The sequence below is a fragment of the Streptomyces sp. NRRL F-525 genome, assembly GCF_000716605.1.
In the GTDB taxonomy this organism is placed as follows: domain Bacteria; phylum Actinomycetota; class Actinomycetes; order Streptomycetales; family Streptomycetaceae; genus Streptomyces.
Genome location: NZ_JNXE01000002.1, coordinates 81238 through 101765 on the forward strand (window position 1 = coordinate 81238; position 20528 = coordinate 101765).

At 70.8% G+C, this 20528-nt stretch carries 23 protein-coding genes; 13 read left to right on the top strand and 10 right to left on the bottom strand.

Annotation, left to right across the window (positions count from 1 at the left end; all coding sequences use genetic code 11):
- Positions 1-10: 10 nt before the first annotated feature.
- The 6 genes from OO69_RS03445 (at position 11) to OO69_RS03470 (ending at position 6425) form a co-directional block, all read left to right on the top strand.
- Positions 11-973 (top strand): endo alpha-1,4 polygalactosaminidase, encoded by a 963-nt coding sequence (locus OO69_RS03445; protein ID WP_033278877.1) that lies wholly within the window; start codon positions 11-13, stop codon positions 971-973.
- Between the two features lie 10 nt (positions 974-983).
- Complete coding sequence (locus OO69_RS03450) at positions 984-2279, top strand: ABC transporter substrate-binding protein (protein ID WP_051800754.1); 1296 nt, start codon at positions 984-986, stop codon at positions 2277-2279.
- A 23-nt stretch (positions 2280-2302) separates the two neighbouring features.
- Complete coding sequence (locus OO69_RS03455; protein WP_033278879.1) at positions 2303-3265, top strand: carbohydrate ABC transporter permease; 963 nt, start codon at positions 2303-2305, stop codon at positions 3263-3265.
- Positions 3262-4080, top strand: coding sequence for a carbohydrate ABC transporter permease (locus OO69_RS03460; RefSeq protein WP_033278880.1), 819 nt, complete (start codon positions 3262-3264; stop codon positions 4078-4080). Before OO69_RS03455 ends, OO69_RS03460 begins: the two co-directional genes overlap by 4 nt.
- Before the next feature lie 38 nt (positions 4081-4118).
- Positions 4119-5438, top strand: coding sequence for an alpha-glucosidase/alpha-galactosidase (locus tag OO69_RS03465; protein WP_033278881.1), 1320 nt, complete (start codon positions 4119-4121; stop codon positions 5436-5438).
- Positions 5439-5603: 165 nt separating this feature from the next.
- Complete coding sequence (locus OO69_RS03470) at positions 5604-6425, top strand: hypothetical protein (RefSeq protein ID WP_033278882.1); 822 nt, start codon at positions 5604-5606, stop codon at positions 6423-6425.
- On the opposite strand, the gene OO69_RS03475 is transcribed toward OO69_RS03470, so the two are convergent.
- Together OO69_RS03475 and OO69_RS03480 are read right to left on the bottom strand one after the other, a co-directional pair.
- Entirely contained in the window at positions 6422-6946 is a 525-nt protein-coding gene (locus tag OO69_RS03475) for a flavoprotein (protein WP_033278883.1), read from the bottom strand. The two genes, OO69_RS03470 and OO69_RS03475, sit on opposite strands and share 4 nt — an antisense overlap.
- Before the next feature lie 9 nt (positions 6947-6955).
- On the bottom strand, positions 6956-7414 hold the full coding sequence (locus OO69_RS03480; protein WP_033278884.1) for a nuclear transport factor 2 family protein: 459 nt from the start codon (positions 7412-7414) through the stop codon (positions 6956-6958).
- Positions 7415-7512: 98 nt separating this feature from the next.
- Here OO69_RS03480 and OO69_RS03485 point away from each other — a divergent pair, with 98 nt between their 5' ends.
- Positions 7513-8070 carry a TetR/AcrR family transcriptional regulator gene (locus OO69_RS03485; protein WP_033278885.1) on the top strand — a complete coding sequence of 186 codons (558 nt, stop codon included), beginning with the start codon at positions 7513-7515 and terminating at the stop codon, positions 8068-8070.
- Positions 8071-8072: 2 nt separating this feature from the next.
- Here OO69_RS03485 and OO69_RS03490 read toward each other — a convergent pair whose 3' ends face one another.
- Positions 8073-8750, bottom strand: coding sequence for an FMN-dependent NADH-azoreductase (locus OO69_RS03490; RefSeq protein WP_033278886.1), 678 nt, complete (start codon positions 8748-8750; stop codon positions 8073-8075).
- Between the two features lie 80 nt (positions 8751-8830).
- Between OO69_RS03490 and OO69_RS03495 the strand changes: the two genes are divergently transcribed.
- Positions 8831-9700 (top strand): sigma-70 family RNA polymerase sigma factor, encoded by an 870-nt coding sequence (locus tag OO69_RS03495; protein WP_033278887.1) that lies wholly within the window; start codon positions 8831-8833, stop codon positions 9698-9700.
- A 60-nt stretch (positions 9701-9760) separates the two neighbouring features.
- Here the strand turns inward: OO69_RS03495 and OO69_RS03500 are convergent, their stop codons facing one another.
- The 3 genes from OO69_RS03500 to OO69_RS03510 all read right to left on the bottom strand — a co-directional run bounded on the left by OO69_RS03500 (position 9761) and on the right by OO69_RS03510 (position 11825).
- Positions 9761-9967 (bottom strand): ferredoxin, encoded by a 207-nt coding sequence (locus tag OO69_RS03500; protein WP_033278888.1) that lies wholly within the window; start codon positions 9965-9967, stop codon positions 9761-9763.
- Between the two features lie 13 nt (positions 9968-9980).
- A complete protein-coding gene (locus OO69_RS03505) occupies positions 9981-11204 on the bottom strand; it encodes a cytochrome P450 (protein WP_033278889.1) in 1224 nt (407 codons plus the stop codon).
- Positions 11205-11366: 162 nt separating this feature from the next.
- Positions 11367-11825 (bottom strand): nuclear transport factor 2 family protein, encoded by a 459-nt coding sequence (locus OO69_RS03510; protein ID WP_033278890.1) that lies wholly within the window; start codon positions 11823-11825, stop codon positions 11367-11369.
- Between the two features lie 197 nt (positions 11826-12022).
- On the opposite strand from OO69_RS03510, the gene OO69_RS03515 reads away from it, so the two are divergent.
- A complete protein-coding gene (locus OO69_RS03515) occupies positions 12023-12472 on the top strand; it encodes a nitroreductase family deazaflavin-dependent oxidoreductase (RefSeq protein ID WP_033278891.1) in 450 nt (149 codons plus the stop codon).
- Positions 12473-12550: 78 nt separating this feature from the next.
- Here OO69_RS03515 and OO69_RS03520 read toward each other — a convergent pair whose 3' ends face one another.
- Entirely contained in the window at positions 12551-13522 is a 972-nt protein-coding gene (locus OO69_RS03520; RefSeq protein WP_033278892.1) for a cation diffusion facilitator family transporter, read from the bottom strand.
- Between the two features lie 118 nt (positions 13523-13640).
- Here OO69_RS03520 and OO69_RS03525 point away from each other — a divergent pair, with 118 nt between their 5' ends.
- Entirely contained in the window at positions 13641-13943 is a 303-nt protein-coding gene (locus OO69_RS03525) for a DUF4235 domain-containing protein (RefSeq protein ID WP_033278893.1), read from the top strand.
- A gap of 28 nt (positions 13944-13971) precedes the next feature.
- On the opposite strand, the gene OO69_RS03530 is transcribed toward OO69_RS03525, so the two are convergent.
- Positions 13972-14364 carry a VOC family protein gene (locus tag OO69_RS03530; protein ID WP_033278894.1) on the bottom strand — a complete coding sequence of 131 codons (393 nt, stop codon included), beginning with the start codon at positions 14362-14364 and terminating at the stop codon, positions 13972-13974.
- Positions 14365-14532: 168 nt separating this feature from the next.
- Between OO69_RS03530 and OO69_RS03535 the strand changes: the two genes are divergently transcribed.
- On the top strand, positions 14533-15990 hold the full coding sequence (locus tag OO69_RS03535; protein WP_033278895.1) for an FG-GAP repeat domain-containing protein: 1458 nt from the start codon (positions 14533-14535) through the stop codon (positions 15988-15990).
- A 9-nt stretch (positions 15991-15999) separates the two neighbouring features.
- Here the strand turns inward: OO69_RS03535 and OO69_RS03540 are convergent, their stop codons facing one another.
- Positions 16000-16464: a pyridoxamine 5'-phosphate oxidase family protein gene (locus OO69_RS03540; protein WP_033278896.1), complete on the bottom strand. Its 465-nt coding sequence runs from the start codon at positions 16462-16464 to the stop codon at positions 16000-16002.
- Between the two features lie 16 nt (positions 16465-16480).
- The gene (locus OO69_RS03545) at positions 16481-17200 is read right to left on the bottom strand and encodes a TetR/AcrR family transcriptional regulator (RefSeq protein WP_033278897.1); all 720 of its coding nucleotides are present in this window, start codon (positions 17198-17200) and stop codon (positions 16481-16483) included.
- A gap of 133 nt (positions 17201-17333) precedes the next feature.
- On the opposite strand from OO69_RS03545, the gene OO69_RS03550 reads away from it, so the two are divergent.
- A complete protein-coding gene (locus tag OO69_RS03550) occupies positions 17334-18824 on the top strand; it encodes an APC family permease (protein WP_033278898.1) in 1491 nt (496 codons plus the stop codon).
- Between the two features lie 19 nt (positions 18825-18843).
- The gene (locus OO69_RS03555) at positions 18844-20475 is read left to right on the top strand and encodes an amidohydrolase (RefSeq protein WP_033278899.1); all 1632 of its coding nucleotides are present in this window, start codon (positions 18844-18846) and stop codon (positions 20473-20475) included.
- Positions 20476-20528: the final 53 nt, after the last annotated feature.

Here is a 20528-nt window from a genome sequence, read left to right on the forward strand (position 1 = left end):
TGGAGCGGACATGCCCGTCAAGGGTGTCTCCCGCGTCGGAGGTCTCGGGACGGCCGCGGTCCTGAGCGGCGCCGTCGCGACCGCAGCGGTCCTGACCTCGTGCGGAACCACGACCAACTCGGCGCCGGAACAACCGTCGCGCGCGGTGCCAGCGGAGAGCCCGTCCCGCGCGGCACCGTCCAGAAGCTCCACTCCATCGAAGAGCGCCACGCCGTCGAAGAGCCCCACGCCGTCGGCGAGCCCGTCGCGCTCCGCGCCCGGCCCGGTCCAACTCCCGCCCCTCCACGCCGACTTCGACTACCAGATCGGCGGCGCCTATCCCCCGCCCGCCGGCGTCCGGATCGTCAGCCGCGACCGTACGGCGTTGCCCGCGCCCGGCCTCTACAACATCTGCTACGTCAACGCCTTCCAGGCCCAGCCGGACGAGCGCGCCTCCTGGCCCGCCGACCTGCTGCTCCGGGACGCGGACGGCGAGGTGGTGGTCGACGAGGACTGGGGCGAGGCGCTCCTCGACATCCGTACCGCGGCCAAGCGGCAGCGGGTGGCGGCGCGGGTGAACCGGTGGATCGACGGTTGCGCGGCGAAGGGCTTCGACGCCGTCGAGCCGGACAACTACGACAGCTACACCCGCTCCCACGGCCTCCTGACGGCGAACGACGCGACCGCCCTCATCGCCCTGCTCTCCCGGCACGCGCACGCCCGGCACCTGGCCATCGCCCAGAAGAACACCGTGGAGTTGGCGGGACTCAGGAAGAAGCTCGGTCTCGACTTCGCGATCGCGGAGGAGTGCGCCGAGTACGACGAGTGCGGGGAGTACGCGCGGGCCTTCGACGACCGGGTCATCGTCATCGAGTACTCCGACTCCGGTCTGCGCAAGGCCCGTTCGGGCTTCGCGGGGAAGCTCAGCATCGTGCGCCGGGACGTGGACGTGTCGACGCCCGGCAGTGCCGACTACGTCCGCAAGATGCGGTGAGGAGGCCGTGATGGGGAACGGGATGTCACGCCGCGGGCTGCTGCTCGGGGCCGCCGCGATCGGTGCCGCGAGTGGTTGTGCGGGCGGTGCCTCGGACGGGGTCGGTGCGGACGGCCGGGTCACCGTGGAGCTGTGGCACGGGCAGGTCGACACGGGCCGCAAGGCAGTGGAGGCGCTGGTCGCGGAGTTCAACCGGACCCACCCCACGATCCGCGTGGACCCGGGCGGCGGTGGGGTGTTGGCCGACGCGATGCTCCAGAAGGTGACCGCCGCGCTCGCCGCCGGCTCCTACCCGGACATCGCCTACATCTTCGGCTCGGACCTGGCCAGCGTGGCGCGCAGCCCGCGGGTCGTCGACCTGACGTCCGCGATGCGCGAAGGGCCGACGCCGTGGAACTCCTTCTGGAAGCCGGTGCGGGACGCGGTCACCGTCAACGGCCGGGTGCGGGCCGCGCCCGCGGTGCTCGACTCGCTGGCCGTCGTCTACAACAAGAAGCTGTTCCGGCAGGCCGGACTCGACTACCCGGAACCCGGCTGGAGCTGGGACCAATTCGCCGCCACGGCACGGCAGTTGACCGACCACGACCGGGGCGTCTTCGGCACCGGCTGGCCGGCCGTCGGCGACGAGGACACGGTGTGGCGGCTCTGGCCGATGCTGTGGGATCTCGGCGGCGAGGTCGTCGCCCCGGACGGCAAACACATCGGCTTCGCCGACCAGGGCGTACGCGCGCTCCGAACCCTCGCCCAACTCGGCCACGACAAAAGCGCGTACCTCGACACCAAGCCCGGCAGCGAGCAGCTCTATCAGGTGTTCCTGAACAGCCGGATGGCGATGGTCGCCACCGGCCCCTGGGAACTCCCCGACATCATCACCGCGAAGATCGACTACGGGGTCGTGCCGCTGCCGACGTACAGCGGGCACGCGGTCACCATCTCCGGGCCCGACACATGGACGGTCTTCGACAACGGCTCGGCCCGGTCCCGGGCGGCCGTGGAGTTCGTGCAGTGGATGAACTCGCCTACACACGATGTCCGTTGGGACATCTCGGCGGGCGGGTTGCCGTTGAGCACGGGTACCGCGGCACGGCCGGAGTGGCGGGAGCACAGCGCCGGTACGGTCGGTCTCGACGTCTTCACCGACTCCCTGCGTTCGGCACGCGTCCGGCCCGTCCATGCCGCGTATCCGCAGATCTCGCAGGCGCTGGGCGAGGCGATCGTCTCCGTCCTGCTCGGCCGGGACTCCCCCGAGAAGGCGCTCCGTTCCTGTGCCGACAAGGCCGACGCGGCCCTACTGATCCCCAGGTGACTTCCCCCTTCCGGGAGACCCCGATGTCCACACTGCCCCGCGCCCTCACCCTTCCCGCGCAACCCGCCGCCACCGCTCAAGCCGCGCGCCGCGCCGCCCGCCGTCGCGCCCGCCAAGAGCGCTCCACCGCTTGGGCGTTCATCGGTCCGTCGGTCGTCGTGATCCTCGGGCTGAGTGTCGTGCCCGTCGTCTGGTCGCTGCTCCTGTCGTTCCGCGCCGACGACCTGGTCACGCCCGGCCGCTGGGTCGGCCTCGACAACTACCGCGCCCTAGCTCAGGACCCCAACTTCCGTACGGCGGTGAGCAATACGCTGCTGTACGCGGCCCTGTACGTACCGCTCAGCCTGGTCGGCGGACTGGCGCTGGCGTTGGCGCTCAACCGCCGGATCCGGCTCATCGGCCTGTACCGCACGCTGGTGTTCATCCCGTTCGTGGTGTCGGCGACCGCGCAGGGCGTGCTGTTCTCGTTCATCCTCGACCCGGAGTTCGGCGTCGCGAACGCGCTGCTGCATCAACTCGGCATCTCCGCCCAGGGGTTCCTCGCAGACCCGGACCAGGCGCTGTACCTGCTGGTGCTGATCTCGCTCTGGAGCGGGGTCGGCTTCTGCGTCGTGGTGTATCTGGCCGCGCTCCAGGACGTACCGCCCGAACTCGTCGAGGCGGCCCGCATCGACGGCGCGAACCGTAGGCAGGTACTGCGCCATGTGACGCTGCCCGCGCTCACGCCGGTCACGTTTTTCCTGGTGCTGTGGCAGTTCATCACCTCGCTCCAGGTGTTCGACCTGATCTACGTGACGACGAAAGGCGGCCCGCTCGGTTCGACGACGGTGATCGTGTACTTCGTCTGGCAGCAGGCCTTCCAGATGTTCACCGCGGGCTACGGCGCCGCGTCGGCGTACGTGCTCGCGGTGGCGCTGTTGGTCGCGGGCGGCGCGCTGCGGGTCGTACGGCGGCGGCAGGGCCGTACGGACGGGGGTGTGCGATGAGTGCGCGGCGGGTGAGTGCGTGGCATCTCGTGCTGGCGCCGCTGGCGTTGTGCTTCGCGCTGCCGTTCGTGTGGCTGCTGCTCAGCTCGGTGATGACGAACGCGGAGATCAACCGTTTCCCACCGGCCTTGTGGCCCAAGGGAATTGACCTCGGCGGCTACCGCTATGTGCTGGGCAACGCGATGTTCCCGCGCTGGTTCGCCAACTCGCTGATCGTGGCGTCGGTGGCCGTCGTGTCGAATCTGCTGTTCGGATCGCTCGGCGGGTACGCGTTCGCGCGGATGCGGTTCACCGGGTCGCGGGTCCTGCTGGGGCTGATGCTGGCGACGATGGTCGTGCCGTTCCAGCTGACGATGATCCCGACGTTCCTGGTGATGAAGTGGTTCGGGCTGATCGACACGCTGGGCGCGCTGATCCTGCCGTCGCTGGTGACGCCGTTCGCGGTGTTCCTGTTCCGGCAGTTCTTCCTCGCGCTGCCGAGGGAGATGGAGGAAGCGGCCTGGATCGACGGGTGTTCGCGGCTGCGGGTGCTGTTCTCCATCGTGATGCCGCTGGCCCAGCCCGCGCTCGCCACGGTCGCCGTCCTCACGTTCCTGTCCACCTGGAACGACCTGTCGTGGCCGCTGATCGCGATCAACCACGACACCCAGTACACGCTCCAGTTGGGCTTGACGACCTTTCAGGGACAGCACCACACCAAGTGGTCGGCGGTGATGGCGGGCAACGTCATCACGGTGGTGCCGGTGCTGGTGGCGTTCCTGCTGGCGCAGAAGACGTTCATCCAGTCGCTGACGTCCAGCGGGCTCAAGGGATGACCCGACATCTCCAACTCCGCTTCTCCGAAAGGACCTTGATGACAGACGGCAGCGCTGTGAAGGTGGCCTTCATCGGCGCCGGCAGTGTGGTGTTCACGCAGGGCCTGCTCGCCGACCTGTTCGCGTTCCCCGAACTCGCCCGTGCCCGGATCGCGTTGCACGACATCGACCCGGAACGGCTCGCCACGGCGGAGGGCGCGGCCCGGCACATCGCCCAAGTACGCGGCGCAACACCGGAGATCACCGCGCACCTCGACCGCCGATCGACCCTCGCGGACGCCGACTTCGTCGTCAACATCGTCCAGGTCGGCATGAACGAGGCCACCCGCACGGACTTCGCGATCCCGGCCCGCTACGGCCTGCGCCAGACGATCGCCGACACTCTCGGCATCGGCGGCATCTTCCGCGCACTGCGCACCTTCCCGGTCCTGCGGTCACTCGCCGAGGACATGGCCGAACTCTGCCCGGACGCCCACCTGTTGAACTACACCAACCCGATGGCGATGAACCTCCTCTACCTGAGCCGCACCGCCCCCGCCCTCAAGGCGACGGGCCTGTGCCACTCGGTGTACTGGACGATGCACGACCTCTCCCAGCTCGTAGGCGTCCCCTTCGAGGAGGTCTCGTACCTGGCCGCGGGCGTCAACCACCAAGCGTGGGTACTGCGTTTCGAGCAGTCGGGGCAGAACCTCTACCCGCTCCTCGACGAGGCGATCGCGAAGGACCCCGAACTGCTGCGCCGGGTCCGCGTCGACATGTACCGCCGCCTCGGCCACTACCCCACCGAGACCAGCGAGCACTCCGCCGAGTACGTGCCCTGGTATCTCCACCACGACAGCGAGATCGAACGGCTACGACTGCCGGTCGGCGCGTACCTGGAGATCATCGAGGAGAACACCGCGAGCTACGAACGCACCCGCGACGCCCTCGCCTCCGGCATCCCGCTCCCCGTCGAGGGCACGCTGGAGTACGCCCCGCAGATCATCCACAGCATCACCACCGGCACGCCCCGCACGATCTACGGCAACGTCCCCAACCGCGGCCTCATCGACAACCTCCCCGCCGACTCGGTCGTCGAAGTCCCGTGCCTGGTCGACGCGTTGGGCGTCCAGCCGACCCGGATCGGCGCCCTGCCTCCGCAGTGCGCGGCCCTCAACAGCGCCTACCTCTCCGTCACCGACCTGGTGGTCCGCGCGGCCACCGACGGCGACCCGCACCACATCCGGCACGCGGCGATGGCCGACCCGGCGACGGCGGCGGCCCTGCCGGTCGAGCGGATCTGGGGCCTGTGCGACGACCTCGTAGAGGCACATGGAGAGCTGCTGCAGCCTGAGCTGCGGGTCCGCCTGGGTCACTGAAGGACATCCGGCGTTGGTGTGACCAGCCCGGCCGCCCGGCGTGGGAGCGACCGGGCGGCGGTCAGGTTCCCGCATCCTCGGCGCAGGCGACCGGCACCCGGCCGGTCGCGGCCGTACGGGAGGAACCCGGTGCCGAGACGTTCGACCAGACTGAGGACTCTGCTGATGGGGGCGGCCGCGCTGCCGCTGGCCCTGGTGTCGCCCGCGTGGGGTGGCACGGACCCTGCGCCGTCCCCGCCCGAGCCGCCGTCGACCCTGTGCGCGCCCGCGGGCACCCTGCACGGCGCGCACGGCCAGCATGCCGTCGTCAGCCTCTGCGCGGGCAGCGGCACCCCGACCATGGCGGTCTCGGCTCCCGCGACCTGCGGACAGCTCAGGTCGGCCGTCCGGTACACGTGCCGCACCTCGGGCACCTGGACCGCCGAGCGTGACGGCGGGACGGCCGCGTCCGGCACCTTGCCGGGGTCGGGCCAGTATCCGGGCCCGGGGACGTACGCCTTCACGGCCACCGTGCGCGTCCGCTCCGCGCCCGAGGGCGTGGACCTGCAGGGCACCGTCCGCGCCACGCTGACCCTGACCGCGCCGCGGCCGAAGGTCACCCACGGCATCGAGGTCGACCGGAGCACGCTGCGGCCCGACTCGGTGACCACGCTGACGTACACGGTCCACCGGCACAGCGAGGAGGGCGACGGCAGCGCGCGGTTCGGGCTCATCGCGGAGGAAGGCACGGGCGCGGAGCTGACCACGTCCGACCCGCGCTGCGTCAATCCGCTGGTCGGCCGCCACCCGTCGCAGGCCCGGCTCCCGCACGCCCTGGACTGCGCGCTCACCGATCTCCAGCCGGGCCACCCGGACACGGTGGTGGTCCGGGTCGCCGTCAAGTCCCGTTGTTCCACGGTGGTTTCGAAGCTGGGGTACTGGATGCCGCAGGGCCAGGCGCTGTACACCGGGGGCATGCTGGCGGGACCGACCGTGACCTGCGGCTAGAGCAGCTCCAGCGCCCTCTCCCAGCCGAACTCCGGGCGCCCGCCGCCCGGTTGGACCTCACCGGAGTACGGGTCCCCGAACCGCACGCCCATCCCGCGCAGCCGTATCAGGCTCTCCTGGTAGGCGGGGTGGGCCGCCAACGCGTCGGCCACACAAGGGAGTACGACGGTCGGGACGCCCAGCCCGTACGCCTCGCACAGGGTGCCGAGGGCGAGGGTGTCCGCCGTACCGGCCGCCCATTTGTTGATCGTGTTGAAGGTGGCGGGCGCGACGACCACGGCGTCCGGCGGCGGGAAGGGACGCGGGTCGCCCGGCACCCGCCAGGCGGACCGGATGGGGCGGCCGGTCCGCTCCTCGACGGCGGGGATGTCGAAGAAGCCGGACGCGGCGACCGGGGTCGCGATCACCCCGACCTCCCAGCCCGACTCCTGCGCGGCGGCGATCAGTTGGCCGACGCCGGCGGCGATCCCGGCGGCGCAGACGACGACGTAGAGGAAGGGCTTCGAGTCCTGTTCGATCACCCGGGGAGCCTACTGAAGCGGGAACGAGCGCCCGCGCTCCTCCTCGGGTCGCGTCCCGAAGACGCGGCGGTCCTTCTCCAGGATGGCCAGGTCGTTGATGCTCGCCTCGCGCCGGGTCATCAGGCCGTGCTCGTCGAACTCCCACAGTTCGTTGCCGTACGACCGCCACCACTGGCCGTCGGCGTCCCGGCACTCGTACTGGAAGCGGACGGCGATGCGGTTGCCGTCGAAGGCCCACAGGTCCTTGCGGAGCGCGTACTCCTGCTCGCGGGCCCACTTCGCGGTGAGGAACGCGACGATCTCGGCGCGGCCGGTGACGAAGGTGTCGCGGTTGCGCCAGACGGAGTCCTCCGAGTAGGCGAGCGCCACCCGCTGCGGGTCGCGGGTGTTCCAGGCGTCCTCGGCGGCCTGGACCTTCTGGGCGGCGGTCTCGCGGGTGAAGGGCGGGAGGGGAGGGCGGTCGGCCATGGTCGTCTCCAGAGCGGCGAGATACGGAGAACGTGCGTTCTCTCGATGGCTGCTAACGTAGAGAACGCACGTTCTCAGGTCAAGGAGGGGTCGGTTCGATGGACAGCGAGGTCGCCCGGGAGCAGGCGCTGGACGCCGCCGAGAAGCTGTTCTACGGGCGGGGGGTTCAGGCCGTCGGCATGGACGCCGTCCGCACCGCGTCCGGGCTCTCCCTCAAGCGGCTCTACCAACTCTTCCCCGCGAAGGAGGAGTTGGTGGAGGCGTATCTCGAACGGCGTGACCTGCGCTGGCGCGGACGCCTCGCCGAGCATGTCGCGCGGCACGATGATCCGCGGGAGCGGATTCCGGCCGTCTTCGACTGGCTGGAGGAGTGGTTCGGCGAGGCCGATTTCCGCGGGTGCGCGTGGATCAACTCGTACGGCGAACTGGGTGCGACCTCGGAGCGGGTGGTGGCCCAAGTGCGGGCGCACAAGCGGGCGTTCCGCGAGTACCTCGCCGGTCTCGTGGCGGACGCGGGGCTGCCCGACGTACTCGCCGGGCAGTTGTTCCTGCTGGCCGAGGGTGCCATGGTCACGGCGGGCATCACCGGGAGCGCGGAACCGGCGGTGGAGGCGCGCGAGGCGGCCCTGGCGTTGTCGCGGGCGCGCGCCAACTGAGGTCAGGCTGCGGCGAGTTCCGCGAGTGTGGCGCGGGCCCTGGTGAGGGAGTCCGCCGCCAGGTCCTCCAGCCCGGCCAGTTGGGGCAGGACGTCGACCCGGGTCAGTTCGGCGGCGACAAGGTGGAGGTTTTCCGGCGGGACGCCCAGGTTGCCGAAGTAGGCGTGCAGGTACGGCATTTGGAAGTCGAAGTGCTCGCGCGGGGTGCCGGGGCCGTAGCCACCGCCGCGTGCCATGACGGCGACCACGCGGGTGTGCCGCAGGAGGCTCTCGCCGGTGTCCGGGTCGGTGAGCGCGCCGGGGAAGGTGACGCGGTCGATCCATGCCTTGAGGGTCGCGGGCACGGAGAAGTTGTACATGGGGACACCGAGCAGCAGCGTGTCGGCGGCGAGGAGTTCGGTGATGCAGGGGAGAGTCCGCTCCCATTCGTGTCGCTCGGCGGCGGTCTCGATCAGCGCGGGGACCTTGGCGGGCGGGACGAATCCCTCGCGTTCCACGCGGCGGCCGAGGGTGGTGTAGGCGGGGGTGATCGGCGGCACCGGCGCGGCGGACAGGTCGCGGTGACGGTGGTCCGCGGTACTGCCGTGGTGGGTGTGCCAGGTCCGCGCGAAGGTCTCGGTGAGTTGCCTGGTCACGGAGTCGGCGGTCGGGTCGGCGCTGGAGTCGATGTGCAGCAGCATGGCGTGGTCACCTCGGTCGGTCCGTGTACGTCTTCGTGTACGTCGGACTGGTGACGGAGCACGGCGAGGAAAGGTGACCCATGCGGGGGCACGACGAGTTGGCGGAGCGGTTCGAGGAGCGGCGCGGGCGGCTGCGGGCGGTCGCGTACCGAATGCTGGGGTCGCTCGGCGAGGCGGACGACGCGGTGCAGGAGGCCTGGCTCCGGCTCAGCCGTACGGGCGGCGACGGCGTCGACAACCTCACCGCCTGGCTGACGACGGTCGTCTCGCGTATCTGCCTGGACATGCTCCGCTCGCGCGCGTCCCGACGGGAGGATCCCTACGGCGACGACGTGCCGGAGCGAAGCGCCGACGACCTGCCCGAGGACGAGGCCGTACTCGCCGACTCGGTGGGGCTCGCGCTGCTGGTGGTGCTGGATGCGCTGGGTCCGGCGGAGCGGGTCGCGTTCGTGCTGCACGACCTGTTCGCGGTGCCGTTCGACCGCGTCGCCGCCGTCCTGGACCGGTCCCGGCCCGCCGCGAAGAAGCTCGCCAGCCGGGCCCGGCAGAAGGTGCGGGGCACGCCGGTGGTGCCGGGCGCCGAACTCGACCGGCACCGGGAGGTCGTGGAGGCGTTCCTGTCCGCCGCGCGGGGCGGTGACCTCGGCGCGCTCCTCGACGTCCTCGCCCCCGATGTCGTCCGGCACGCCGACCCCGCCGTGCTGCCGCCCGGCGTTCCGGCCGAGCTGCGCGGGGCCCGGGCGGTCGCGGAGGGGACGGTACTGCTGCGGCACCGGACGCGGTACGCGACCGTCGCCCTCGTCGACGGGGACGTGGGGATCGTGGTCGCGCCGGGGGGACGGCTGTTGCTGGCACTCCGGGTGAGGGTCGAGGGTGGGCGGGTCGCCGCGTATGAGGTGGTCGCGGGGCGGGAGGGGTTGCGGGGTATCGAGGTGGGGGTGCTCGGCTGATCGGCTCGGGCGGTGGAGGGGGTGGCCGACAGGTCGGCCACCCCCTACGGAACGACCCGCTCAGCCCACCGCCTTGTCCGACACCGTGATCGCGCTCACCGGGCAGGCCCGTGCCGCCTCCTTGAGCATCGGGTCGTCGGTGTCCTCCTTGCCCGGCAGCACCGCGCTGTAGCCGTCGTCGTCCTGGGTGAAGACGTTCGGGGCGGCCAGGGCGCACTGGCCCGCCCCGATGCAGATGTCCTTGTCGATGTGGATTTCCGTGTGCATGGAGCGCAGCCTCTTACCAGGTCACGGGGAGTTCCAGCATCCCCTGGATCGTGTCGCCGGGTTTGAAGGGGATCTCCTCCGCGGGGACGGCCAGGCTCAGCGTGGGCAGCCGCTCGAAGAGACTGCGCAGGGCGATCTCCAGTTCGGCGCGGGCGAGGTTCTGGCCGAGGCACTGGTGGATGCCGAAGCCGAACGAGACGTGGTGGCGGGTGGGCCGGTGCCAGTCCAGGGTGTCCGGGGCGGTGTAGACGTCCTCGTCGCGGTTGATGACCGCGGCCGAGAAGATCACGCCCTCGCCGGCCCGGATCGTCGTGCCGTCCACGTCGATGTCCACGAGGGCCTGCCGCACCAGCCCGTCCACGATGGAGAGGGACCGCATCAGTTCCTCGACCGCGTCGGGCAACAGCCCTGGATCGTCCCGGAGTTCGGCGAGCCGCTCGGGGTGGAGCAACAGCGTGAAGGTGCCCAGGGAGATCATGTTGGCGGTCGTCTCGTGGCCCGCGACGAGGAGGATGATCGCGAGGGAGATCAACTCCGCGCGGTCCAGCGCCCCTTCGCTCAACTGGTCCCGGACGAGGTCGTCCAGCACCCCCTCGCCCGGACTCTCCAGTTTGCGGTCGATCAACTCGCCCAGATACGCCTCCAGTTGATCGCGGGCGTCCTGACTGTCCTCGGGCTTCGGACCGCGCAGCAGGCGCCGGGACTGGGCCTCGAAGAACTCGTGGTCGGCGTACGGGACGCCGAGCAGCGCGCAGATCACCATCGAGGGGACGGGCAGCGCGAACGCGGACACCAGGTCGGCGGTCGGACCCTCGGCGATCATCACGTCGAGCAGCTCGTCGACGATCCGCTGGATGTCGGGCCGCATCGCCGTGGCGCGCTTGACGGTGAAGGCGGGGATCATCATCCGCCGCTTGGTGCGGTGCTTGGGGTCGTTCTCGCCGAGCAGGGCGACCTTGCGGTTGCGGACCGCGGCGAACCGTTCGTTGATCGCGGGGAAGTCGGGCTGGCTGCGGTCGGAGGACAGCCGCTGGTCGGCGAGCAGTGCGCGGGCGGTGGTGTGCCCGGTGACGAGCCATGCCGGGCGGCCGTCGTAGAGCGTGATGCGGGTCAGGGGGCGGGCGCTGCGGAGGGGGTCGTAGCCGGCGGGCGGGTGGTAGGGGCAGGTGCGGTCCTGCGGGAAGGAGACGGGTTCGGGCTGGTCGGTCAGATCCGTCAGTTCCGTCAGATCCGTCATGGAAGACCTCGCAGACGAAGAGTGCGTCTTGCCGATCTTCATTAGATGCCCGAGGCACCTATAAGGCCACCTGATGTTCGGCCAGATCGGTGGTACCTACAATCTGGCCGAACCGCATGACCCCGGCCGACCGACGATCACGGCCGCGGGACCGGTCCGACGTCACCCGCCCGCGACCGGAGTCCCGCAGTCCGCCGGGGCGAAGGCCCGGGTCACGGCGAGGCTGTCCTCGTACACGTGATGACGGACGATCACCCCGTCCCGGACGGTGAGATGAAGAGCGAACCTGGCGCGATACGGCCGTCCGGTGGGCCTGGCGGTCAGCCGGATCTCGCCGAGAACCACCGCGTCCTCGCCGTCGACCAGGACGCGCTCGATCTCGGTGCCCACGTGTCCCGGCACATGGTGCGCGGCGAGCTCCCGGAAGTGGTCGGCGGCGTCGGCGCGGGTGGCACGGTGCCGGATCCACGGGGTGGCGGGGCTGCCGTGCGCGTCCTCGGGCCAGTCGAGCCTCCAGTCGACGTGCTCGGCGTACAACTCGGCGATGCGCTCGGGCTCGGCGTGGCCGATCCGGTGCAGGAGGTCTGCTACGACGGTGCGCGTGGTCGGGGTCGCGGACATCGGGCGCTCTCCTTCGGCCGGTGATCGTGTGGGGTGCCGACTGTGCCGGAGAGACCGTTCCGGTGCGATTACCTCCGAGGTAGTCACCCGGTGGAGGGGGCATGGCCGAAGAGAGTCGCGGTATGGATGAATCACGCACCGGCTGGTGTTGAATCTCGGTGCCAGACAGCCGTAGAACGCGAGATGGGACGAATGCCATGCCTCTTGAGGGCGAGTACGAACCCAGCCCGTCGCAGTGGGTCCGCGACCAGGTCGAGCTGTACGAGAGCTCGGGCGGTACCAAGGGGACAACGTTGGCGGACACCGGTCTGCCCGTCATCCTGCTGACGACGGTGGGTGCCAAGAGCGGGAAGATCCGCAAGACCCCGCTGATGCGTGTCGAGCACGACGGGACCTACGCCGTCGTCGCCTCGCAGGGCGGCGCGCCCACGCATCCGGTGTGGTACTTCAACGTTCAGGCCGACCCGCACGTCGAACTGCAGGACGGGCCGCAGAAGTGGGACCTGACGGCCCGCGAGGTCACCGGCGACGAGAAGGCCGCGTGGTGGGAGCGGGCGGTCGCCGCGTACCCTCCGTACGCCGAGTACCAGACGAAGACGGACCGCCAGATCCCCGTGTTCGTCCTCGAACCGGCCGCCGGAAGCTGAGTACCGGAGTCTGACCGGCCCGGAGAGATTTTCTTGTTTCCGGGGCGCATGAACCGGTGACCGTCGGGCATCCGACGTTCAGGCCCCGCCGCGCTCCCCCGTCGCGGCGGGGCTTTTCCGTGCCTCCTCCGCCGGCCGGTCGGTGATGTCCAGGAAGATCTCGCCGGCCTCGGACACCGCCTCGCCGAGCGACCGCTTGATCCGCACGGAGACCTCCTCGACCCGCTCGCTGTCCATCCCGGGAACCAGGTCGATCCGCGCGGCGACCATCGTCGAGTCGAGTCCCATCCGCATCGTGAACAGCGCCTCGACGCTGTCGATCTCGGGCTCGGCCGCCAGCAACTCGCGGATCCTGTCGCTCAGTTCGGGGTCTACGGCCTCACCGATGAGCTGGTCGCGGGCGTCGCGGCCGAGGCGGTAGGCGACGTAGCCGAGCAGCACACCGATCGCGATCGACGCGGACGCCTCCCACACCACCTGACCGGTGATCATGTGCAGCGCCATGCCGACGATGGCGAGGGTCACGCCGACCACAGCCGTGCCGTCCTCCGCGACGACGGTCCGCAGCGCGGGGTCGCGCAGCGCGTCCATGCCACCGCCCTGCGCGCGCACCTGGTGCAGGGCCCGCAGCAGGGAGATCCCCTCCACGACTAGGGCGACACCGAGCACGATCAGGCCCACGATGTAGCCGGTGGACGTCTCCTCGGCTCCGTTGCGCAGGGCCTCGACGCCCTGGAACACGGAGAAGCAGGCGCCCATGACAAAGATCCCGACTGCCGCGAGCAGCGACCAGAAGAACCGCTCCTTGCCGTAGCCGAAGGGGTGCCGCTGGTCGGCGGGGCGGCGGCTGCGGCGCAGGGCCGCGAGGAGGAAGACCTCGTTGAGGCTGTCGGCCACGGAGTGCGCGGCCTCGGAAAGCAGCGCGGGCGAGCCCGCGACCAGCCCGCCGACGGCCTTGGCGGCCGCGATCACCAGGTTGGCGGCGAGCGCGACGAGGACGGTGACGCGGGTCTTCCGGTCGGATTCGTGGTCGGCAGCTGTGTCGCTCATCTACGCCGACTGCCCCTGAAGGTGCTGCCCACACCCTCTACCGGAGGACCGGTTTCGATGACACCGTCGGGATGCCGACCGTCCCGACCCGTCAGCCCGTGCGCAGAAGGAGATCCCCGTGGCCAAGATCAAGAAGAAGAAACTCCCCCTCCTCTACCAGCCCGTCGGCCTAGTCCTGGGGCTGGTGAGCGGTGCCCTCGCCGGCCGTGCCTTCCGCGCCACGTGGAAGGCGATACGGCACGAGGACAACGCCCCCGACCCACTGGACCGGGACCGCGGCTGGGCCGAGATCCTGATCGCCGCCGCGCTCCAGGGCGCCCTCTTCGCGGTGGCGCGCAGCGCGGCGGACCGCACCGGCGCGAAGGCCATCGAACGCTCGACCGGGGTCTGGCCGGCGAAGGACAAGGGCGGCCGGGAGTAAGGCGGTTGGGGGCCGGGAGCGAGGTCGCTCAGACCTGGTCGGTGGCCGTCGGCGGTACCGGGCGGAGTGTGAAGGAGTGGCCGGCCGGGTCCGCGTACACGCGCTCCTCGTGCGGGCCCGGCATGTCCTTGGTCTCCAGCGGGCGGCCGCCGAGTCCGATGATCCTGCGCTCGGCCTCGTCCATGTCCTCCACCAGGAAGTCCAGGTGGACCTGCTGGTTGTTCTCGGAGCGGGGCCAGCTCGGCGGGGTGGCGCTGAGGTCCCGGCGGAACGCCAGCCGGGTCCCGTCCGCACCCCTGATCTCCACCTGGTCCAGGGTGATGTCCGTCTGCTCACCGTCCAGCAACTCCGTGTAGAACACGGCGAGTTTCTCCGGCTCGACCGCGTCGAGCACCACGAAGCTAGCGTTGACCAATGCCATGTGTCCTCCGAAGACTGGGGCGGGCAAGGGTCGAGTCCGGTTGCCTCGCCCCCAACGGATATCCCCGTTCCGCGAGTTGATGCCGAAGTCCGGAGTCGATCAACGAACGTGCAACAACCGCACGGCTTCCCTGGTTCGGGTGGGACGCGGGATGTCAGAGTGAGACGGGTGAAGCCCCGTATCGCCGTAGTGACCCTCGCCGTCTGCACCGCGCTCGCTCCGCTCGGCGGATGCGGCAGCGGTACCGGCGCCCGTGAATCGACCCCGTCGTCCGGAGAACCGACGACGGCCGCCGCGAGCCGAACTCCCGCTCCCGGCAAGGGCTCCAAGGACCCCGACGACATCAACGGCGACGGTCACCGCGACCTCGTTGTGCCGATCGTCGTCGGCGGCGGCGAGGGCGCGACCGACGAACGGGTCGGTGTGGTCTACGGATCGGCCAAGGGCCTCGACCCGTCGACGCGCACGGTCTACGGCCGCGCCGACCTGGGACTGCCCGAACCCGGCAGGCAACTCCTCGCCCCCAAGGGCTCGTTGTCCGCCGCCGACCTCACCACCGCCGATCTGGACGGCGACGGCTTCCCGGACTTCGTCACCACCGTCCAGGGCGCGATGACGTCGGACGACAACGTCACCGCCCCGCGCACCCTCCCGTACATAGCGTGGGGCGGCCCGAACGGACCGACGGGGAAGGCCTCCGCCACGCCGGTCCAACTCCCGCGGAGCGCGACGAAGTTGGGCGTCCGGTCCGTGGTGCGCGGCGACTTCGACGGCGACGGGCACCACGACCTCGCCGGGTTCGCGTACAACCAATCGTCCCTGGTGGTGATGTACGGCCCGTTCACCCGCTCGGGCGCCCCCGCCCGCACCGACACGACCCTCCCCTGGGCGGACGGCGACCTCACCGCCGACGCCGTCGCCCCGACCGGCACACCCCGCGCGACCTCGCTCCTGGTGCACGCGGTGAGCGACGGCGGGCAGTCAGGCACCACGCTCTACACCGCCCACCGGGGTTCCCAACTGTCTTCCACCGGACGCCGGTTGAGGAGCGGCAACGCCCACGCGTTCGGCGACTTCGACGGCGACGGACAGCGCGATGTGGCCGTGGGCGACGACGGCAGCCGTAACGACGAGCCCGGCTACGAGACCGAGCCGCCCGACGTCGACGGTTCGCTCGCCGTCTATCCCGGCACCGGCGGCGCACCGGTGACGTACCGGCTCCCCGAGGCACCGAAGTCCGCGCGCACCCAGTACGGGCCCGGTGGCTACGTGTCCGCCGACCCGGACGGCGACGGCCGTGACGGCATCCTCGTCGCCACGTACGAGGGCGCGACGCTCATCGACGGCACCCGGCGGACCAGGGTCCTGCGCCACGGGCCGGCCGCGGAGGACGGCAGGAAGATCCCGGCGAAGTGGCGGCACGCCCGGCCCGCGGGGGCCGCCGACTTCGACGGTGACGGCAAGGACGAACTGGTCCTGAACTGGGGCGCGGACGCGAGGTTCGGCACCTACGGCGAACGCGCCACGCGCTGGTGGATCACCGAGGGCACGACGACCGCGAACAAGGCGACGTTCACGACGACGGCCTTCGCCCCGCGCGCCTCGCAAACCCCGCCCTCGCCATAGCGATCGGGCTCAGTCGGCCACCAGCCACTCCCCGTCCCGCATCAGGTCCCGCCCCTTCAGCTCGTTGGCCTCCCGCCAGGCCTGTACACGCTGCGGGCGGATCCTGAAGTACAGGTAGGGCGTGGTGAGTTGGCGCGGATCGAAGCCGGTCTTCGAGGCGAAGATCTCTGCGTCCTCCTCGGGCAGGTCGTCCGGCGTCAGCGTCACCACCGTGCCCTCGATCATCACGACGTCCCGGGTCGGCCCGATGCCGAGCCGGGCGACGCCCGTCGCCGCGAGGTTGCGGCCGGTGGGACTCGCGGCCGGGGTGGCGAACAGCAGGGTCGTGCCGTCCCACACGAACGACAGCGGAACGAGATAGGGCGCTCCCCCGTCCTCGCCGGCCGTGGCGACCCAGGCGTCCTCATCGTGCTCCAGCCGACGAAGGGTGTCCTGCTTGCGCTGCTTCGCGGTGCGCGCGGGCTCATGAGTCATGACCCCAGTCTGCCGCTCAGCCCTCCGCCGCCGCGCGGATCTCGGCGAGCCGCGCCGCGGCCGCGCTGAGCAGCAGATCCAGGGCGGCCGGGTAGGAACTGTGCCGCATGGTGGCCACAAGGTGCCGGGCCGTGGCCGCGATGTGCGGATGCGTGTCGGCGGGCAGCCGCGCGTACGTCGCCTGCCATACGGCCGCCTCCGCCTCGCGGGCCGGCTTCGGCAACGCCGTGTTCGCCGAGTCGAGGGCCCCGAAGGCGAGGGCCTGATCGACGTAGGCGTGATAGATCCGCACCGCCTCGGCATCGGGGAACCCGGCCCCGCGCAGCACCCCGAGGATCGCCTCCACGGCCTGGATCTCGTACACCCGCCCGGTCACCCGGTACGAACTGAGCACCGCCGCCCTCGGGTGCGCGAGCGCCCCTGCGTGCACGCGCAGCCCCAGTTCGCGCAGGTCGGCCCGCCAGTCGCCGCTGGGTCGCCAGGTGCGCAACGTCCGCCCGATCAGCTCGTCCGCGACCGCCAGCATCAGGTCGTCGGTGTGCCGGAAGTACCGGTACAGGGAGCTGGGATCGGCGCCGAGAGCGCGCCCGAGCCGGCGCACGGACAGGGCATCGGCCCCATGCTCCTCGATCAATCTCAAGGCAGTCTCGACGATCAGCTCCTCGGACAGGACGACGCCCTGTTTGGTGGGGCGCCTGCGCTGCCGGGCGGCGGCCGGGACGACACGCTCGCTCATACGGCACCTCCTCGATGGTCCGTCCGGGCGTCCGCACCTTACGACAACACCGTTGACCTGTTAAGTGCGCGGGCAGTTTCATGTGCGTTCACCGGGGCCGTTCGGGCCCCCCGGTGCGAGCGGAGAGCACGCCATGAACGACACGCCACCCCCGTCGGGGCCCGCACTGCGCAAGTCCCTCGGTCTGCTGGACGGCGTCGCCATCGCCGCGTCCAGCACGGCCGCGACCACCAGCATCGGCATCGGTCTGGGTGTGACCGCCGGGGTGGTCGGGCTGCATCTGCCGGCCATCATGCTGCTCGCCTTCCTGCCGATCCTGGGCATCGCGGGCGCCTACTCCCGGCTCAACCGGGTGGAGCCGAACGCGGGCAACGGCTATGTGTGGGTGGGCCGTTCACTCACTCCCTGGCTCGGCTTCCTGGTCGGCTGGGTGAACATCGTCGCCACGATCGCCTTCCTCGCGTACACCACGGCGGTCACCGGCTCAGCGATGATCCAGCTGGCAGGCGAGGCCGGAGTGCACCGAGTCGCCGGCCTCACCCTCGACCCGGACTCGACGGCCCAGACGACCGCCGTAGGCATCCTGATCCTCGTAGCCGTCACCCTCACCGCCGTGACCGGCGTGCGCACCGCCGCCCGCCTCCAGGCCGGACTGCTGATCTTCGAGTACGTCGTCCTGCTCGGCTTCTGCGGCTACGGCATCGTCACCGGCCCGCACGCCTTCAGCCTGAGCTGGTTCGACCCGTTCGCGATCCCCTCGGCATCGGCGCTCGCGCAGGGCCTGCTGCTGTCGGTGTTCTGCTACTGGGGCTTCGAGGCCGCGTTCACCGTGAACGAGGAGGTCCGTGACCCGCGCGACGCGTCCCGGGCCGGGCTCATCACCCTCGTGACGATGCTGGGCCTGTTCCTGCTCGGCTCGATCGCCTTCCAACGGGTGTTGTCCGAGGACGAGTTGGCGGGCCACGGCGCCCAGGGCCTGGCGTACTTCGGCGACCGCCTGGCCTCCCAGCCACTGGCCGCACTCCCCCTGGTAGCCCTGATGTTCTCGGCGGTCGCCTCCCTCCAGGCGGGCGTGATCCCCACCGCCCGAGGCATGTTCGCGATGAGCCGCGACCGCACCCTCGGCCCGGTCTGGGGCAAGGTCAGCGCCCGCTACGGCACTCCGGCCCTCGGCACCCTGCTGATCGGCGCGCTGGCAACGGCAGTTGCGGCACTGTCCCTGGTGATCCCCCGCCTGGCCGACATGATCATGGCCACGGTGAACGCCGTCGGAATCGTCGTAGCGCTCTCCTACGCCCTGACCGCACTGGCCGCGGCCGTCCGCTTCCGCGCCCTCCTCCGGGAGGACTGGCGGCAGGGCATACGCGCGGTCGTCCTGCCCACACTGAGCGCCATCTCCCTTCTGGCACTGGGCGGTTACCTCGGCTGGTCCTTCTACACCTCCACCGATCACCTCGAAGTCAGCGCGGACAACGGCTGGTTCCTGTTGCTCACCCCGCTGGCGATGATCGCGTCCGGCTTCCTGGCCGCCGCGTGGGCCAAGTGGGTGCGCAGATCGCCGTACTTCCACTCCGGCCGAGGCACCGACGCCGACGCGCCGCAGCTTCTCGCCACCTCCCGATAACCCCGCAAGGATACGAACCATGCACGCAGACCTCCTCTTCACCAACGGCCCTGTCCTCACCCCCGAGGGCCGCACCGCGACCGCCGTGGCCGTCACCGGCGACCGGATCACCGCCGTAGGCCATGCCGAGGTGCACGAGCTCGCCGGGCCACGCACCCAAGTCGTCGATCTGGCAGGGCGGTTGCTGCTGCCCGGGTTCCAGGACGCGCATGTGCATCCGGTGCCGGCGGGTCTTGAGCTGACCCAGTGCGATCTGACGCGGGCCAAGACGGCGGAGGACACGATCGCCGCCGTACGGGCCTACGCCGACGCGCATCCCGAGCGGGAGTGGATCACCGGGGGCGGGTGGTCGATGGAGGCGTTCGAGGGGGGTACGCCGACGAAGGAGCTGCTCGACTCGGTCGTTCCGGACCGCCCGGTGTATCTGCCCAACCGGGACCATCACGGCGCCTGGGTGAACAGCCGGGCCCTCCAACTCGCGGGCATCACAAGGGACATGCCCGACCCGGTTGACGGCCGGATCGAGCGCGACGCGTCGGGCGAACCGGCCGGGACACTCCAGGAAGGCGCGATGCAACTGGTCGGCCGCCTCACCCCACCCGCCACACAGGCCGACCGCCTCGCCGCACTGCTGCACGCCCAGCGACACCTCCACGCGCTCGGCATCACCGCCTGGCAGGACGCGCTGGTCGGCGAGTTCCTGGGGATGGACGACCCGTCGGACGCGTATCTCGCGGCCGCCCGGGACGGCTCGCTCACCGCGCGGGTCGTAGGCGCGCTGTGGTGGGACCGGGAGCGCGGCGCCGAGCAGATCCCCGAACTCGTGGAGCGGCGGGCCCGGTTGAGCCACGGCCGGTTCCGCGCGAGCAGCGTGAAGCTGATGCTGGACGGGGTCGCCGAGACCGGCACGGCCGCCCTGCTCGACCCGTACCTCGACAAGTGCGGCTGCGCGACGGCCAATCGGGGTACCAGCTTCATCGACCCGGACCAACTGCCCAAGTACGTGACGGAGTTGGACGCGCTCGGCTTCCAGTGCCACTTCCACGCGCTGGGCGACCGGGCCGTACGAGATGCTCTGGACGCGGTCGAGGCGGCACGGGCCACGAACGGACCGAGTGACACCCGGCCGCACCTCGCGCACCTTCAGGTGGTGCACCCGGACGACGTGGCGCGCTTCGCACGGCTCGGCGCGGTGGCGAACATCCAACCCCTGTGGGCCGCGCACGAACCGCAGATGGACGAGCTGACGATTCCGTTCCTCGGGCCCCAACGGGCCTTGTGGCAGTACCCGTTCGGGGCGCTGCTGCGTTCCGGAGCCACCCTGGCCGCGGGCAGCGACTGGCCGGTGAGCAGTCCCGACCCGCTCCAGGGCATCCATGTCGCGGTGAACCGGGTCGAACCCGGGGGCGAGGGACCGGTGTTCCTGCCGGGCGAGCGCCTCGACCTGGCGACGGCCATCACGGCGTACACCGCGGGTTCGGCCTACGCGAACCACCTGGACGACACAGGGCGAATCGCGCCGGGGGCGCTGGCGGATCTGGTGGTCCTTGACCGCGACCCGTTCGCCGCTCCGCCGGAGGAGATCGCGGAGACGCAGGTAGCGCTTACTTATGTGGGAGGCACGGGAGTTTACGCAGCCCAGGAGGCGTGAACAGTAACGGGGATCACGATCGCGGCGCGGCGTAGATCATCTAGGCTCTGGGC